Raw genomic sequence first — 14,740 nt, 5'->3', positions numbered from 1 at the left:
CGTGCCGTCACGGTGACCGTGACGGCACGCGGACGGCCGTACCACGAGGTGCGTGGGGAACGGGATCCGGCGGTCAGCCGAAGAACACGCCGACCTCTTCGTACAGCTTCGGGTCGACGGTCTTCAGCCGGGCCGTGGCCTCCGCGATCGGCACCCGGACGATGTCGGTGCCGCGCAGCGCGACCATCTTGCCGAAGTCGCCGTCGCGGACGGCGTCGATGGCGTGCAGGCCGAAGCGGGTGGCCAGCCAGCGGTCGAAGGCGCTGGGCGTACCGCCGCGCTGGATGTGCCCGAGGACGGTGGTCCTGGCCTCCTTGCCGGTGCGCTTCTCGATCTCCTTGGCCAGCCACTCGCCGACCCCGGACAGCCGGACGTGCCCGAAGGAGTCCAGCGACCCGTCCTTGAGCACCATCTCGCCGTCCTTCGGCATGGCGCCCTCGGCGACGACCACGATCGGGGCGTACGACGCCTTGAAGCGGGAGGTGACCCAGGCGCACACCTGGTCGACGTCGAAGCGCTGCTCGGGGATGAGGATGACGTTGGCGCCGCCGGCGAGGCCGGAGTGGATGGCGATCCAGCCGGCGTGCCGGCCCATCACCTCGCAGACCAGGACCCGCATGTGGGACTCGGCGGTGGTGTGCAGCCGGTCGATGGCCTCGGTGGCGATGCCGACCGCGGTGTCGAAGCCGAAGGTGTAGTCGGTGGCGGACAGGTCGTTGTCGATGGTCTTCGGTACGCCGACGACAGGCACGCCGTACTCGTCGGTGAGGCGGGCGGCGACGCCGAGGGTGTCCTCGCCGCCGATCGCGATGAGCGCCTCGACCTCCAGCTTGGCGAGGTTGTCCTTGATCCGCCGGATGCCGTCCTCCTGCTTCAGCGGGTTGGTCCGCGAGGAGCCGAGGATGGTGCCGCCGCGGGGCAGGATGCCGCGCACGGCGGGGATGTCGAGGCGGACGGTGTCGCCCTCGAGGGGTCCGCGCCAGCCGTCCCGGAAGCCGACGAAGTCATAGCCGTACTCCTGCACGCCCTTGCGGACGATGCCCCGGATGACGGCGTTGAGCCCGGGGCAGTCGCCGCCTCCGGTCAGTACTCCGACCCGCATGGAAATGTCCCTTCGCCGCGGTTGCCTGGTGGGACTCACGCTAATGGTGATCCAGCTCACACAGGGATGGGCGCGGAAGGGCAATTCCGGTGAATTGTCGGGCGGTTGGTTTACGTCCGGGCCGCGAAGATCAGATCAGCCGCCTTCCGGACCGTCGTCGAGGCCGCGCTCTATGGCGTATCGGACCAGCTCCACCCTGTTGTGCAACTGGAGCTTGCCGAGGGTGTTCTGGACGTGGTTCTGGACCGTGCGGTGCGAGATGACCAGCCGCTCGGCGATCTGCTTGTAGCTCAGGCCCTTGGCGACCAGCCGCAGCACCTCGGTCTCGCGGTCGGTGAGCCGGGGCGCGTCGGGACCACCGGCGTCCGCGGCCGGCACCGGCTCGGAGGCCAGCCGGCGGTACTCGCCGAGCACCAGACCGGCGAGGCCCGGCGTGAACACCGGGTCACCGACGGCGGTTCGGCGGACCGCGTCCAGCAGTTCCTCGGTCGAGGCCGACTTCAGGAGGTAGCCGGTCGCGCCGGACTTCACCGCCTCCAGCACGTCGGCGTGCTCCCCGCTCGCCGAGAGCACCAGCACACGCAACGCCGGGTTGTGGCCGACGAGTTCCTTGCAGACCTGGACGCCGGGCTTGGCGGGCAGGTTGAGGTCCAGGACGAGGACGTCGGGCGCGGCCGCCTTGGCGCGGCGCACCGCCTGCTCGCCGTCCCCCGCGGTGGCGACCACCTCGAAACCGGACTCGGCCAGATCCCGGGCGACCGCGTCGCGCCACATGGGGTGGTCGTCGACCACCATGACCCTGATGCTCATCGCCGCTCCGCCTTCCCCAGGGAGACCTTCGGTACCTTCAGCTCTACTTCCGTGCCCTGCCCGGGAGTCGAGAACAGCTCGGCGCTGCCGCCGAGGTCGCGCAGCCGCCCCCGGATCGACTGGGCCACCCCGAGCCGCCCCTCCCCCTCGGCCTGGGCGAGCCGGCCCTCCGGGATGCCGGGGCCGTCGTCCCGTACGGTCACCACGATCTCGCCGGGCTCGTCCTCGACCAGGATCCAGGCCCGCGCCCCGTCCCCCGCGTGACTGCGCACATTGTCCAGGGCGGCACCGACGGCGGCCGCCAGCTCGCGCGCCGCACCCGGCGGCAGCTCCACCGGCGCCCCGGGCTCGGCCAGGCTCACCCGTGCTCCGGCGTACGGCGCGAGCAGCGCGCGCAGGTCGACGGGACCGGCGTCGTCCGGCTCCTCGACGAGGCGTACGACCGCACCCTGGGCCGCGTCCTCGGAGGCCCGGGAGAGCGGCACCAGACCGCCGGAGACCAGGGTGCGCAGCGCCACCTCCTGCTCCCCCGCCATCCGGCCCAGTGCGGCCGCCTCGCCGCCGAGGACCGCGCCGCGCCGCTGCACCATCGCCAGCACCTGGAGCACGCTGTCGTGGATGTCCCGGGCGAGCCGCTCCCGCTCCCGGGTCGCCGCCTCGATCTCCAGGGCGCGGGCCAGGGTGCGCTCGGAGGCGCGGGCCACCTCGACGACGTACCCGATGGCGATGGAGGCGACCCAGACCAGGATCACGTTGTGGACGGTGTCGCGGGCCGGGTGGCCGCGCTCGACCATGTTGGCGGCCGCGACCGGTGTGGAGGCGAACGCGGCCCAGCGCCAGCCGCCCTTGAGGGCGTAGGCGAGGACCGAGCCGGCGGTCCATATCGACGGCAGGGTCGGGCCGCCGCGGTCGATGTGCGTCTGGGTGACCACCCAGGGGGTCAGCACGATGCCGGTGAGCGCGATCGCCAGGTCGACGGCGAGGAAGCGCTTGGTGCAGGCCGCCGCGCTCTGCACGCGGGGCAGGGTCGCCAGCGTCCAGACGGTCAGGACGGCGTAGTAGGCGATCGCGACACCCGCGCGGTCGTACTCGTCGTAGGCGGACGCGAACAGGCCGATCGCGTACAGCAGGGTCAGCACGCGGTAGCCGGTGAGGGCACGCCACAGGGGCAGCTCGACCGACATCCGTATGACGCGTTCCCGCTTTGTCATCTCCCCCAGTCCCCCCCGGTCCCCCGGTCCCTCCGGTCCCCCTTGCCGCCGGTCTAGGACTCGGCGGCCTTCTTCTCGGCCCTCGCCGCCTCCTTCTCGGCCTTGGCGGCCTCCGCGATCTGCCGCTTGGCAGCGGTCGCGTAGATGTCGACGTACTCCTGGCCGGAGAGCTTCATGATCTCGTACATGACCTCGTCGGTCACCGCGCGCAGCACGAACCGGTCGTGCTCCATGCCCTGGTAACGGCTGAAGTCCAGCGGCTTGCCGATCCGGATGCCCGGCCGCATCAGCTTGGGCATCACCTGCCCCGGCGGCTGGATCTTCTCCGTGTCGATCATGGCGACCGGGACGACCGGGGCGCCCGTCGCGAGCGCCACGCGCGCGAGGCCGCCGGGCTTGCCCCGGTAGAGCCGGCCGTCCGGCGAGCGGGTGCCCTCCGGGTAGATGCCGAACAGCTCGCCGCGCTCCAGTACGTCCATGCCGCTCCGCACCGCCGCCTCACCGGCGCCGCGCCCGCCGGAGCGGTCCACCGGGAGCTGGCCGACGCCCTTGAAGAAGGCGGCCGTGAGGCGGCCCTTCACGCCGGGCGTGGTGAAGTACTCGGCCTTCGCGATGAAGGTGACCTTGCGGTCCAGCACCGCGGGCAGGAAGAACGAGTCCGAGAAGGACAGGTGGTTACTCGCCAGGATCGCCGGGCCCTCGGCCGGGACGTTCTCCAGGCCCTCCACCCAGGGCCTGAAGGTGACCTTCAGCGGTCCCCCGATAGCGACCTTCATCGCGCCGTACAACAACCGAGTGCCTCCCGTTTCCGTCGATGAGACCTTAACCCGCAGCGCCGGGAATGGCCCCGACGACCCTGGTCGGTGTCAGTGCCGTCGCGTACGGTGAAGGACATCCGAAGTCGTCGTTCGGGCCTCTCTCAGTTCCTGCCCCCTCTCATGAATTGGAGACCGAAGGTGCCGGTTCTCCCTGGAGCCGAGCCGTACCGCCATGACGGCGGGGAGGTCGGTGTCCTGCTCTGCCACGGTTTCACCGGCTCGCCCCAGTCGCTGCGCCCCTGGGCGGAGCACCACGCGGCACACGGCCTCACCGTGGCCCTGCCCCTGCTGCCCGGGCACGGCACCCGCTGGGAGGACATGCAGGTCACCGGCTGGCAGGACTGGTACGCGGAGGTGGACCGCGAGCTGCGGCTGCTGCGCGAGCGCTGCTCCCAGGTGTTCGTGGCGGGCCTGTCCATGGGCGGCGCCCTGGCGCTGCGGCTCGCCGCCAAGAACGGGACGGGTGTGGACGGCGTGGTGATCGTCAACCCGGCGAACAAGGTGCACGGCCTGTCCGCGTACGCCCTTCCGGTGGCCCGGCACCTCGTCCGCACGACGCCGGGCATCGCCAGTGACATCGCCAAGCCGGGCTCCGCCGAGGTGGGGTACGACCGGGTGCCGCTGCATGCCGCGCACTCGCTGCGGAACTTCTTCCGCCGGGTGGACGGCGAGCTTCCGCAGGTGACCCAGCCGCTGCTGCTGCTGCGCAGCACCCGGGACCATGTGGTCCCGGCGGTGGATTCGGCCCGGATCCTGAGCCGGGTGTCCTCCACGGACGTAACCGAGGTAGTGCTGGAACAGAGTTACCACGTGGCGACGTTGGACCACGATGCGGACCGGATCTTCGAGGAGAGCCTCGCCTTCATCGGCCGGCTCGCACCCAGTGTCGGCAAGGAAGGGACGGCCGCAGTTGGCTGAGCACGACTCCGACCGCGAGGACCGCGAGCCGGACGAGAAGGGGGTGCCCTTCGACGAGGCAGCCGCCTGGGCGGCGATCGTCGCGGGGTACGGCGAGGAGCCGCCGGACCCGCCGGGCGCCTCGCCCTACAAGCCGGTGGAGGACCTGGCGCTGCCGGCCATGGAGGAGGACGCCGCCGAACCCGCGGCGGCCGAGGAACAGCGGCCCGCGCAGCCCCTGGGCAGTTCCATCTCCTTCGCGCCCGGGGTGGGCCCGCGGGACTACACGGCGCCGGAGCCGTCCGAGGACGACTTCGACGATGACGACGAGGGGCACTTCGTGCCGCCCGAGCCGCCGCCGCTGCCGGACTCCGACACGACCGCCAGGTTCGCCTGGCTGGGCGTGGTGGGCGGTCCGATCCTGCTCCTGCTCGCTGTGCTGCTCGGCTGGGACATGACCTGGTGGCTGGCGACGCTGGGGATCGGCGGGTTCCTCGGCGGCTTCGTCACCCTGGTGACCCGGATGAAGACGGACGACGACGAGGACGAGGACCCGGGGCGCGGCGCCGTGGTCTGAGACTCACCGCGACCGCGGCTCCCTGCTAGGACGCCGGGATGGGTGAGGGCGGCCAGGACCGGCAGATGGGCAGAGCCTCCCGACGCCGCCCTCGCGTGGCTCGGCCCGGGGGCCTCGCAGGCTTCGGGCGGCTGCGCCGGACTCCGTCCGGCGGCTCCGGTTCAGGCCGCGGGCACCCGAAGCGCGGCCAGGACGGGCAAGTGGTCCGTCGCCCTGGCGAGGTCGGCGTCGGTCACGCCCGGCTGCTCCAGGGGCACCCCGCAGCCGAGCACCTCGATGCCCTTCGTCGCGAAGATCGCGTCGATGCGCTGGTGGGGGTCGGTGGACCCGGAGGTGAACTCGCCGCCCCAGGGTGCGGTGGTACGGCAGTCCTGGAAGGCGTCGGCCAGGCGGCGGAAGGTGCGGCCGTCGGGGCGGTCGTTCAGGTCGCCGCCGGCGATGGCGTGCGCCACGTCCATGCCGGCGACCCGGTCGAGCAGCATGCCGCCCTGCTCGTACCGCTCCTCCTGCTGGAGGCTGAGGTGGAAGCTGGTGACGCCGAGGCGGGCGCGGCCGAAGCGGACGACGGCGGTCGCCAGGCCGCGGCGGTGCAGGCCGGGGGTGAGGGGCAGGAGCACGTCCTCGGTGCGCTCCACGGTGGCGCGCAGGTCGCAGAGGACGGCCGGGCCGGCCGCGGTCGCCCCGCCGGTGAGGATCACCAGGTCGGAGGCGGCGGCCAGGCGGGCGAGCTTCTTGCGCCAGCGGAAGAACCGGGGGGCTTCCTGGATCAGGACCAGGTCGGGGGCGCAGGCCTTGATGACACGGGCCAGGGCCTGGGTGTCGTCCCGCATGGAGCGGATGTTGTAGCTGAGGACGCGGATGACGGCGGAACCGTCGGGCTCTGTGTGGGAGTTGGGGAGCGGCGCCATGTGGATCAATGTACGCCCACCGGGTGGGGGCGCGAGGTGGGTGGGCGACTGCCGGTCGTGTGTGGCTGGTCGCGCGGTTCCCCGCGCCCCCGCAAAAAAGCAGGTGGGACTCGCGGGCGGCACTTACATGATCGGGTCGGGCTCCCTCGCGAGGTCGGCCGCGCCGACCAGGCCCGCCTCGTTGCCCAGCTGGGCGGCGATGACCTCGGCCACCGGGCGCCAGTTGCCGCCTACCAGCCAGCGCTTGTAGGACTTGCGGATCGGGTCCAGGACCAGTTCGCCCTCGTCGGAGAGGCCGCCGCCGACGATGAAGGCGGAAGGGTCGAAGAGGGAGGCCAGGTCGGCGAGGCCGGCGCCGGCCCAGCGGGCGAGCTCGCGGTAGGAGTCGACGGCTACCGGGTCGCCCTGGCGGGCGGCCATGGAGATGTGCTTGCCCTCGATGCCGTCGGGGCTGCCGTCGCCGAGGCCGAGCAGGACCTCGGCCGCCTCGGGGGTGGCGTTGGCGCGCTGCTTGGCGTAGCGGACGAGGGCGCGGCCGGAGGCGTACTGCTCCCAGCAGCCCTGCGAGCCGCAGCCGCACAGCAGCCCGTCCGGGACCATGCGGATGTGACCGAACTCGGCGGCGACGCCGAAGTGCCCGCGGCGCAGCTTGTTGCCGATGATGATGCCGCCGCCGAGGCCGGTGCCGAGCGTGATGCAGATGACGTTGCGGTGGCCCTTGCCGGCGCCGAACTTGTACTCGCCCCAGGCGGCGGCGTTGGCGTCGTTCTCCACGACCACGGGGAGGCCGACGCGGGCCTCGACCTTCTCCTTCAACGGCTCCTGGCGCCAGTCGATGTTGGGCGCGAAGTAGACCGTGGAGCGCTGCCGGTTCACATAGCCGGCGGCACCGATGCCCACGCCGACGATCTCGTGCCCGGCGCGCGCACCCTCTACGGCGGAAGCAATGGCGTCCACGATGCCCTCGGGCGTGCCCGGGGTCGGCACCTTGTGGGTCGAGAGGATGTTGCCTTCCTCATCGACCACGCCGGCCGCGATCTTCGTGCCGCCGATGTCGACGCCGATGGTGAGTCCCATGAATCCCTCAGTTTCGGTCGAGCCCCGCTACGGCCAACCGTACCCGAGGGGGATGTCAGTCGAGGTCGATGCGTTCGCCGGGGCCGGGGTCGTCGCCCTTGTCCTGGCCGCCGGAGGCCCAGCGGGTCTCCTGCGCCTGGACCGCGGAGCGGTAGGCGGCGAGGAGCTCGGTGCCGGCCGCGGCCAGGTGGTCGAAGACGTCGGGGTTGCGCTCTATGACGGGCTCGACGGCGTTCTTCGCCTGCTGCACGACCTGCCGGACCACCTGCTGGGCGGCGGGCCCGGCGACCGCCCCGAGGAGCGGGGTCTGGATGCCGGAGAGCTTGTCGGCGACGACGTCGACGAGCTTGCGCAGTTCCTCGGCGGCCGACCCCGGGGTGGGGCCGTACTGGGCGCGGCGGCGGGCCTTCTCCGACTCCAGGTCCTCGGCACAGGCCGTGGCCCAGGCGTCGTCGTCGGTCACTCGTACGTCGTCCGCGGCCTCGGAGGCGTCGGCTGTGGGGCGCTCTTCGCTCATGACGGACTCCTGACTACGGTTCGTCTCTACGACGTTACCCGAACGGGCGTACCGGATTCACTGTCAGCGCGGCCACAGATCCGGGTCCGGCGCGAAGCGCAGCCGCAGTTCGCCGTCGCGCAGCGCGGCCCCGGCGACGGTGCAGCGGCGCAGGGCCGACGGGAGCGCGACGATCCGGCGGAAGCCGCCGACGGTGATCACGAGTTCGTCGCCGCGCCGGACGAGGTCGAGGCCGTCCCGTATCGCACCGGGCAGCGGGATGTGCCAGACGAGGACGCCGTCCTCCTCGATACGGTCGGCGACGGGCCACTCGACCGGTGCGGGCGCGATGTTGACGCCGGGCACGGTGAGAGCCGCGAGGTCCTCGGTACCGCGCGGGTCGTGCCCGAGGTGGGGCACGGGGGTGACGTCGAACGTCTCCGCCCAGTCGTCGAGGGCCTTGCGCTGCTGCGCGACGAGGCCGTGCAGCGGGGTGTCCTCGGGCAGCACGCGGTTGGCGACCAGGGCCTCGGTGCGCAGGCCGCGCAGGGCGAGGCCGAGGCGGGCGGTGCGGACCGCGTCGGCGCCGGCCGGACCGGGCTCCGCGACCAGGCGCACGGCGGTGCGGCGGTCGGCGAGGACGGCCTCCACCGCGGCCAGCTCGACGTCCCAGCGGGCGGCCGTCTCGTAGAGCCAGTCGGCGGGCATGGGGACGCCGGCCAGCCGGCCGAGGACCGGGCGCAGGGCGCGGGCCGCCTGCCGCTCGGGCGGCAGCAGCCGGCGCAGGTAGCGGCGCAGCTCCTCGGGGAGGGCGAGCAGGGCGAGGGCGTGCGGGGCGGGCGGGAGGTCCACGACGAGCAGCTCGTACCGCTCGGAGAGGGCGGCGTCGCGCAGGGCGCGCAGCAGGGACAGCTCCTCGGCGCCGGGCAGCGGGGTGAGCTCCTCGGCGTCCAGGCGGGAGGCGCCCAGCAGGTCGAGGACGCCCGCGGCGCGGGTCTGGAAGTCGGTGAGGTCCTCGCGGAAGCGGGCGGCGGCGTCGGGGCGCCAGGCGGTGAGGGTGGGGGTGAGGCGGGTGGGCTCCGGTCCTGTCGCCGCGCCCAGAGCGGCGCCGAGGGTGTCCGTGCGGTCGGCGCCGAGGACGAGGGTGGGGGTGCCCTCGGCCGCGGCGCGCAGGGCGGTGGCCGCGGCGACGGTCGTACGACCGCTGCCGCCCGGCCCGGTGATCAGGATGGTGCGCATGGGGGTGAACCGTAACGGACGTCGGCCTCCCTTGAAGGTGCCCGGCGCTGGAGCCGGGGCGGGGGTGGGGGTGGGGTCGCTCACCGGCGCTTGCAGGGTGCCTCCCCCAGAGGGGGTACCCCCAGCGCCCACCCGTGCCGCCTGGGGGCACCTCCCGGGCCCTTGAGGCACTGGGGGAGGCACGACTGCCCGCGGCTGAAGAGAAGCGGCCGACGAAGCGCCCCGAAAGGGGAGCGGGGCTGTGCCGATGTGCGGCTCCGCCGCGTGGGCGCGACCAGCCCCGACCGGCCCGCGGCCGAACCGTGCGACCAGCCCCCACTCACCGGCGGTCGAAAAGCTACGCGCCCGCCTCCACCCGCTTCTTCAGCCCCGCCAGCGCCCGGTCGATGATGACCTTCTCGGCCTTGCGCTTGATCATCCCGAGCATCGGGATCTTCACGTCCACCGTCAGCGAGTAGGTGACCTCGGTCGCCCCCGCGCCCGCCGGCTTCAACAGGTACGACCCGTCCAGCGACCGCAGCATCTGGGACTTCACCAGCGTCCAGGACACCTCGTTGTCACCGGTCCACGTGTAGCCCAGCGTCTGGTCGTCCTTGATCGCACCCGCGTCCATGACGAGGCGGACCTGCTCGGCCCGGCCCTTCGCGTCGGTCTTCAGCACCTCCGCCTCCTTCACCTCACCGGTCCAGTCCGGGTAGCGGGCGAAGTCGGCGATCACCGCCATGACGTCGGCCGGGGCCGCCTCGATCGTGATGCTCGAGCTGGTGTGTTCCGCCATCGCCGTGGCTCCTCCAGATGCGGGCCGGTGAGACCGGTACAAGGGGTCTCCGTGCGCGAGCGTGCGCACGCGTGTGCAGCGTGAAGGCTACCGCGCGTCCGACCAGGCGACTTCACCCCCGTCCGGGGCCGTCGTCACCATTCCAGCGCCCAGGGCCGGCCGGTACCGGCGAAGTGCCCGACGTTCACGCACTCGGTGGCCCCGATCCGCATCCGCTTCACCAGCGGCTGGTGGACATGTCCGAAGAGCGAGTAACGCGGCCTGGTGCGCCGGATCGCGTCGAGCAGCGCCCGGCTGCCCCGTTCGAAACGGCGCGCCACCGTGTCGTACACCAGCTCCGGCACCTCCGGCGGAATGTGCGTGCACAGCACGTCGACCTCGCCGAGCGCCTCGATCTTGGCCGCGTACTCCTCGTCGGAGACCTCGTAGGGGGTGCGCATCGGCGTCCGCAGCCCGCCGCCCACGAAGCCGAAGACCCGGCCGCCGATCTCCACCCGCTGTCCGTCGAGGATCGTGGTGCCCGGTCCCGCGTACTCCGGCCAGAGCGGCGGGATGTCGACGTTGCCGTAGGTGGCGTACGTCGGGGTCGGGAACGCCGCGAACATCTCGGCGTACTGCTTGCGCACCGCCTTCTCGATCGCGGTCGCCCGGTCCATGCCGATCCCGCTCCACAGCCGGGCCCCCAGCTCCCGGGCCTCCTCGAAGCGGCGGGCGGTGCGGAGTTCGACGAGGCGGTCGGCGTTCTCGACGCCGAACAGGTCGGGGAAGATGCCGCGCGAGTGGTCGGCGTAGTCGAGGAAGAGGACCAGGTCGCCGAGGCAGATCAGGGCGTCGGCGCCGTCGCCGGCCCTGGCCAGGTCACGGGCGTTGCCGTGGACGTCGCTGACCACGTGGACACGGGTCGTTCGGTTGCCGGAGGGTGTGGCTGCCATGGTGATCAAGCGTAGGCCTGTGCGGCAAACGTGAACAGGCGGTGGCCGGGCCTGGGGTTACTGGTCAGTCACTAAAGCCGTGGACTACCGTACGCGAAGGAACACCAACCTGTGTGACGCACCGAACATCTCGCCGGGACCCCCTGTCGAAGAAGCCATACCGACGGGTAACGTCCGGGCAGTCCAGTCGTGCTCAGGATTTCAACCAACGGATCATGTGGCCCGTGGCGAAGCCCTGAGTACCTGCCCGAGCCTTGGACCGCACCGTCGCATCGCACAACGTCGTGGCGCCGGCGCCCTATGAGGAGCAGCAGTCTTGCGCGAGTTCAGCCTTCCGGCTTTGTACGAGGTCCCCGCGGACGGCAATCTGACCGACATCGTCCGCAGAAACGCCGCGCAGCATCCCGATGTCGCCGTCATGGCCCGCAAGGTCGGCGGTGTCTGGCAGGACGTGACCGCCGCGACCTTCCTGACCGAGGTGCACACGGCCGCCAAGGGCCTCATCGCCTCCGGCGTGCAGCCGGGCGACCGGGTCGGCCTGATGTCCCGCACCCGCTACGAGTGGACGCTCCTCGACTTCGCGATCTGGTGCGCGGGCGCGGTCACCGTGCCGGTGTACGAGACCAGCTCGCCGGAGCAGGTGCAGTGGATCCTCAGCGACTCCGGCGCGACCGCCTGTGTCGTCGAACTCGACACCCATGTGGCCGCCGTCGAGTCGGTGCGCGAGACGCTGCCGGCCCTCAAGCAGGTCTGGCAGATCGAGGCCGGCGGCCTGGAGGAGCTGGGCCGGCTCGGCCAGGGCGTCACGGACGCGACCGTCGAGGAGCGCAGCTCGCAGGCGAAGGCGGACGACCCGGCGACCATCGTCTACACCTCGGGGACGACGGGCCGTCCCAAGGGGTGCGTCCTCACCCACCGCAACTTCTTCGCCGAGTGCGGCAACATCGTGGAGCGCCTGCGCCCGCTGTTCCGCACCGGTGAGTGCAGTGTGCTCCTCTTCCTTCCGCTCGCCCACGTCTTCGGCCGGCTCGTGCAGATCGCCCCGATGATGGCGCCGATCAAGCTGGGCTGCGTCCCGGACATCAAGAACCTCACCGACGAGCTGGCCGCGTTCCGGCCGACGCTGGTCCTCGGCGTCCCGCGGGTCTTCGAGAAGGTCTACAACTCGGCGCGGGCCAAGGCGCAGGCGGACGGCAAGGGCAAGATCTTCGACAAGGCCGCGGACACCGCGATCGCGTACAGCAAGGCGCTGGACACGCCGTCGGGCGCGTCCCTCGGCCTGAAGATCAAGCACAAGACCTTCGACAAGCTCGTCTACAGCAAGCTGCGGGCGGTGCTCGGCGGCCGGGGCGAGTACGCGATTTCCGGCGGCGCCCCCCTGGGCGAGCGCCTGGGTCACTTCTTCCGCGGCATCGGCTTCACGGTCCTGGAGGGCTACGGCCTGACCGAGTCCTGTGCCGCGACCGCGTTCAACCCCTGGGACCGGCAGAAGATCGGCACGGTCGGCCAGCCGCTGCCCGGCTCGGTGATCCGGATCGCGGACGACGGCGAGGTGCTGCTGCACGGCGAGCACCTGTTCCGGGAGTACTGGAACAACCCCGGCGCGACGGCCGAGGCGCTGGCCGACGGCTGGTTCCACACCGGTGACATCGGCACCCTGGACGAGGACGGCTACCTCAGGATCACCGGCCGCAAGAAGGAGATCATCGTCACCGCGGGCGGCAAGAACGTCGCCCCGGCCGTGATCGAGGACCGCATCCGCGCGCACGCGCTGGTCGCGGAGTGCATGGTGGTGGGCGACGGGCGGCCGTTCGTGGGCGCGCTGGTCACCATCGACGACGAGTTCCTGGGCCGCTGGGCGGCCGAGCACGGAAAGCCGGCGGGTTCCACCGCGGCGTCGCTGCGTGACGACCCGGACCTGATCGCTGCGGTCCAGGACGCTGTCGACGACGGCAACGCCGCGGTGTCGAAGGCGGAATCGGTGCGGAAGTTCCGCATTCTGGCCTCCCAGTTCTCGGAGGAGTCGGGCCACCTGACGCCGTCCCTGAAGCTCAAGCGCAATGTGGTGGCGAAGGACTACGCGGACGAGATCGAGGCCCTCTACCAGAAGTAGAGCGGCACTTGACCGGGGTGTCCGCTCGGGTCCCCGCTCACAGGTCCTCGGCGAGAACCCGTTCCATCGTCCGCTCGGCGAGCGCGGTGATGGTCACGAACGGGTTCACGCCGATGTTCCCGGGCACCAGCGAGCCGTCCGTGACGTACAGCTTCGGATACCCCTTCACCCGGCCGTAGTCGTCGGTCGCCTTGCCCAGCACGCAGCCGCCCAGCGGGTGGTAGCAGAAGTCGTCCGCGAACACCTTGCCGGACGACCCGAACAGGTCGTACCGGTAGATCGTGGCGTTGGCCAGGTTGATCCGGTCGAACAGTTTCTTGGCCATGGCGACCGAGACCGCGCTCTGGGCCGCGGTCCAGCCCAGCTTCACCCCGTCGCTCGCGGCGTCGTAGGTGAAGGAGGCCCGTTGCGGGTTCTTGGTGATCGCCAGGTACAGGCTGACCCAGGTCTCGAACCCGATGGGCAGCGGGGCGATCTCCGCGAAGACCGGGTTGTCGGTGTTGGCCCAGTCGTCGATGCCCATCACCGGCATGGTCGCCTGGTTGGCCCCGGTGGTGTCCCAGATGTGGTTGGCGCGCCCGAGCATGGTGTTGCCGTTGGTGCTCCAGCCGGCGCCGACACTGGCGTTGAGCGCGGGCAGCGTCCCGGTGTCGCGGGCCCGTACGAGCAGTTCGGTGGTCCCGAGGCTCCCGCCGCCGAGGAACAGGTAGGTGCAGCTGTACTGCTTGGTCTCGACGACGGCACCGGTCACGTCGATCCGGTCGACGCCGAGCAGCCAGCCGCCGTCGGCCGCCCGGCTGACGGACTTCACCTTCTCCATGGTGTGGATGGTGAGGTTGCCGGTGCCGAGGGCGGCGGCGAGATAGGTCTTGTCGAGGCTCTTCTTGCCGTAGTTGTTGCCGTAGATGACCTCCTGCGCGAGCGCGGACTTCGTGGCGGTGCCGGCGGCTTCCTTCTGCATGTACCCGAAGTCGTAGACGTTGGGCACGAAGGTGGTCTTGAGGCCGGCGTTGGCGGCGGCCTTCCTGGAGGTCCGGGTGAACCGGTACCACTCGGTCGACTCGAACCAGGTGGCGTCGACGGTGTTGACGCCGAGCATGGAACGGGCGCGCGGGTAGTACGTGTTGTACATCGCGCTCGCGTCCACGGTCGGGAACTGCTCGGCGAAGTACGACTGGAGCGGGGTGACCGCCATCCCCCCGTTGACCAGCGAGCCCCCGCCCACACCGCGCCCGACGTACACGGACATGTTGTCGTAGTGCACCCGGTCCAGGACGCCGGGATAGGGGGTGATGTCCTTGTTGACGACGTCCAGCCAGAGGAAGCTGGCGAGCGGCGCCTCCGTGCGGGACTTGAACCACATGGATCTCTTGTCCGGGGCGGCGGTGGAACAGAAGACCTTGCCGTCGGAGCCGGCCGTGTTCCACAGCTGCCCCATCTCGATCATCAGGGTCCGCACGCCGGCCTGTCCGAGCCGGAGCGCGGCCACGGCCCCGCCGTACCCGGAACCGACCACGATCGCGGGCGCGTTGTCGACGGCGGCCGCCTCCTCGGCGGCCTGCGCCGACTGGAGCCCGACTCGGGTGAGACCGGCCGCGGCGGCGGTCTGGAGGGCGATCATGCCCAGGATGTGACGTCTAGTCAGCTGACGCTGCATCAGTTTTGCTGTCATGCGCGCAGCATGTGCGGATTTTCCGGTTCCGCCTAGGCCTGCGACAGACTTAGTGACAACGCGCCCCACAGGGGCACGGGGAACTGCGCGACCAGCCACAACGCACCCGC

The 14,740-nt window shown here is 71.5% G+C and carries 14 protein-coding genes; 3 read left to right on the top strand and 11 right to left on the bottom strand.

All coding sequences use genetic code 11. The annotated features are described in order from the left end of the window. Positions 1-73 precede the first annotated feature (73 nt). The 4 genes from ACWDGI_RS17680 to ACWDGI_RS17665 form a co-directional block, all read right to left on the bottom strand. Positions 74-1,102 carry a 6-phosphofructokinase gene (locus ACWDGI_RS17680; RefSeq protein ID WP_450759942.1) on the bottom strand — a complete coding sequence of 343 codons (1,029 nt, stop codon included), beginning with the start codon at positions 1,100-1,102 and terminating at the stop codon, positions 74-76. A gap of 135 nt (positions 1,103-1,237) precedes the next feature. Further along, a complete protein-coding gene (locus tag ACWDGI_RS17675) occupies positions 1,238-1,912 on the bottom strand; it encodes a response regulator (protein ID WP_450759940.1) in 675 nt (224 codons plus the stop codon). Beyond that, positions 1,909-3,123, bottom strand: coding sequence for a MacS family sensor histidine kinase (macS, locus tag ACWDGI_RS17670; protein ID WP_450759938.1), 1,215 nt, complete (start codon positions 3,121-3,123; stop codon positions 1,909-1,911). The genes ACWDGI_RS17675 and macS overlap by 4 nt, the downstream gene beginning before the upstream one ends. 53 nt (positions 3,124-3,176) lie before the next feature. Further along, the gene (locus tag ACWDGI_RS17665) at positions 3,177-3,899 is read right to left on the bottom strand and encodes a lysophospholipid acyltransferase family protein (RefSeq protein WP_450759936.1); all 723 of its coding nucleotides are present in this window, start codon (positions 3,897-3,899) and stop codon (positions 3,177-3,179) included. A gap of 180 nt (positions 3,900-4,079) precedes the next feature. Between ACWDGI_RS17665 and ACWDGI_RS17660 the strand changes: the two genes are divergently transcribed. Together ACWDGI_RS17660 and ACWDGI_RS17655 are read left to right on the top strand one after the other, a co-directional pair. Continuing rightward, the gene (locus ACWDGI_RS17660) at positions 4,080-4,859 is read left to right on the top strand and encodes an alpha/beta hydrolase (protein WP_450759934.1); all 780 of its coding nucleotides are present in this window, start codon (positions 4,080-4,082) and stop codon (positions 4,857-4,859) included. Next, the gene (locus ACWDGI_RS17655; RefSeq protein WP_450759932.1) at positions 4,852-5,415 is read left to right on the top strand and encodes a hypothetical protein; all 564 of its coding nucleotides are present in this window, start codon (positions 4,852-4,854) and stop codon (positions 5,413-5,415) included. Before ACWDGI_RS17660 ends, ACWDGI_RS17655 begins: the two co-directional genes overlap by 8 nt. A gap of 161 nt (positions 5,416-5,576) precedes the next feature. On the opposite strand, the gene ACWDGI_RS17650 is transcribed toward ACWDGI_RS17655, so the two are convergent. The 6 genes from ACWDGI_RS17650 to ACWDGI_RS17625 all read right to left on the bottom strand — a co-directional run bounded on the left by ACWDGI_RS17650 (position 5,577) and on the right by ACWDGI_RS17625 (position 10,845). After that, positions 5,577-6,323 (bottom strand): endonuclease/exonuclease/phosphatase family protein, encoded by a 747-nt coding sequence (locus ACWDGI_RS17650; protein ID WP_450759930.1) that lies wholly within the window; start codon positions 6,321-6,323, stop codon positions 5,577-5,579. A gap of 123 nt (positions 6,324-6,446) precedes the next feature. Further along, positions 6,447-7,400 carry an ROK family glucokinase gene (locus tag ACWDGI_RS17645; RefSeq protein WP_360482421.1) on the bottom strand — a complete coding sequence of 318 codons (954 nt, stop codon included), beginning with the start codon at positions 7,398-7,400 and terminating at the stop codon, positions 6,447-6,449. Between the two features lie 55 nt (positions 7,401-7,455). Next, positions 7,456-7,917, bottom strand: a complete 462-nt coding sequence (locus tag ACWDGI_RS17640; RefSeq protein ID WP_450759928.1) for a DUF5304 domain-containing protein — start codon at positions 7,915-7,917, stop codon at positions 7,456-7,458. Positions 7,918-7,980: 63 nt separating this feature from the next. Beyond that, a complete protein-coding gene (locus tag ACWDGI_RS17635; protein WP_450759926.1) occupies positions 7,981-9,135 on the bottom strand; it encodes an ArsA family ATPase in 1,155 nt (384 codons plus the stop codon). Between the two features lie 337 nt (positions 9,136-9,472). Continuing rightward, the gene (locus ACWDGI_RS17630; RefSeq protein WP_351732362.1) at positions 9,473-9,913 is read right to left on the bottom strand and encodes an SRPBCC family protein; all 441 of its coding nucleotides are present in this window, start codon (positions 9,911-9,913) and stop codon (positions 9,473-9,475) included. Between the two features lie 134 nt (positions 9,914-10,047). Further along, a complete protein-coding gene (locus ACWDGI_RS17625; protein ID WP_450759924.1) occupies positions 10,048-10,845 on the bottom strand; it encodes a metallophosphoesterase family protein in 798 nt (265 codons plus the stop codon). Positions 10,846-11,161: 316 nt separating this feature from the next. Here ACWDGI_RS17625 and ACWDGI_RS17620 point away from each other — a divergent pair, with 316 nt between their 5' ends. Next, complete coding sequence (locus ACWDGI_RS17620) at positions 11,162-12,958, top strand: AMP-dependent synthetase/ligase (protein WP_450759922.1); 1,797 nt, start codon at positions 11,162-11,164, stop codon at positions 12,956-12,958. A 37-nt stretch (positions 12,959-12,995) separates the two neighbouring features. On the opposite strand, the gene ACWDGI_RS17615 is transcribed toward ACWDGI_RS17620, so the two are convergent. Further along, on the bottom strand, positions 12,996-14,630 hold the full coding sequence (locus ACWDGI_RS17615) for a GMC oxidoreductase (RefSeq protein ID WP_450759920.1): 1,635 nt from the start codon (positions 14,628-14,630) through the stop codon (positions 12,996-12,998). Positions 14,631-14,740 lie beyond the last annotated feature (110 nt).

This window comes from Streptomyces sp. NPDC001220, from assembly GCF_053597895.1.
Note: the sequence above shows the minus strand (reverse complement) of the source record. Positions and strands in the feature narration are given on the sequence as shown.

What these genes read in the sequence shown, in the direction of transcription:
- ACWDGI_RS17675 (WP_450759940.1), bottom strand. Translation starts at nt 1,912, where the DNA reads ATGAGCATCAGGGTCATGGTGGTCGACGACCACCCCATGTGGCGCGAC.
- ACWDGI_RS17640 (WP_450759928.1), bottom strand. Translation starts at nt 7,917, where the DNA reads ATGAGCGAAGAGCGCCCCACAGCCGACGCCTCCGAGGCCGCGGACGAC.
- ACWDGI_RS17650 (WP_450759930.1), bottom strand. Translation starts at nt 6,323, where the DNA reads ATGGCGCCGCTCCCCAACTCCCACACAGAGCCCGACGGTTCCGCCGTC.
- macS (WP_450759938.1), bottom strand. Translation starts at nt 3,123, where the DNA reads ATGACAAAGCGGGAACGCGTCATACGGATGTCGGTCGAGCTGCCCCTG.
- ACWDGI_RS17635 (WP_450759926.1), bottom strand. Translation starts at nt 9,135, where the DNA reads ATGCGCACCATCCTGATCACCGGGCCGGGCGGCAGCGGTCGTACGACC.
- ACWDGI_RS17615 (WP_450759920.1), bottom strand. Translation starts at nt 14,630, where the DNA reads ATGACAGCAAAACTGATGCAGCGTCAGCTGACTAGACGTCACATCCTG.
- ACWDGI_RS17645 (WP_360482421.1), bottom strand. Translation starts at nt 7,400, where the DNA reads ATGGGACTCACCATCGGCGTCGACATCGGCGGCACGAAGATCGCGGCC.
- ACWDGI_RS17625 (WP_450759924.1), bottom strand. Translation starts at nt 10,845, where the DNA reads ATGGCAGCCACACCCTCCGGCAACCGAACGACCCGTGTCCACGTGGTC.
- ACWDGI_RS17630 (WP_351732362.1), bottom strand. Translation starts at nt 9,913, where the DNA reads ATGGCGGAACACACCAGCTCGAGCATCACGATCGAGGCGGCCCCGGCC.
- ACWDGI_RS17665 (WP_450759936.1), bottom strand. Translation starts at nt 3,899, where the DNA reads ATGAAGGTCGCTATCGGGGGACCGCTGAAGGTCACCTTCAGGCCCTGG.
- ACWDGI_RS17680 (WP_450759942.1), bottom strand. Translation starts at nt 1,102, where the DNA reads ATGCGGGTCGGAGTACTGACCGGAGGCGGCGACTGCCCCGGGCTCAAC.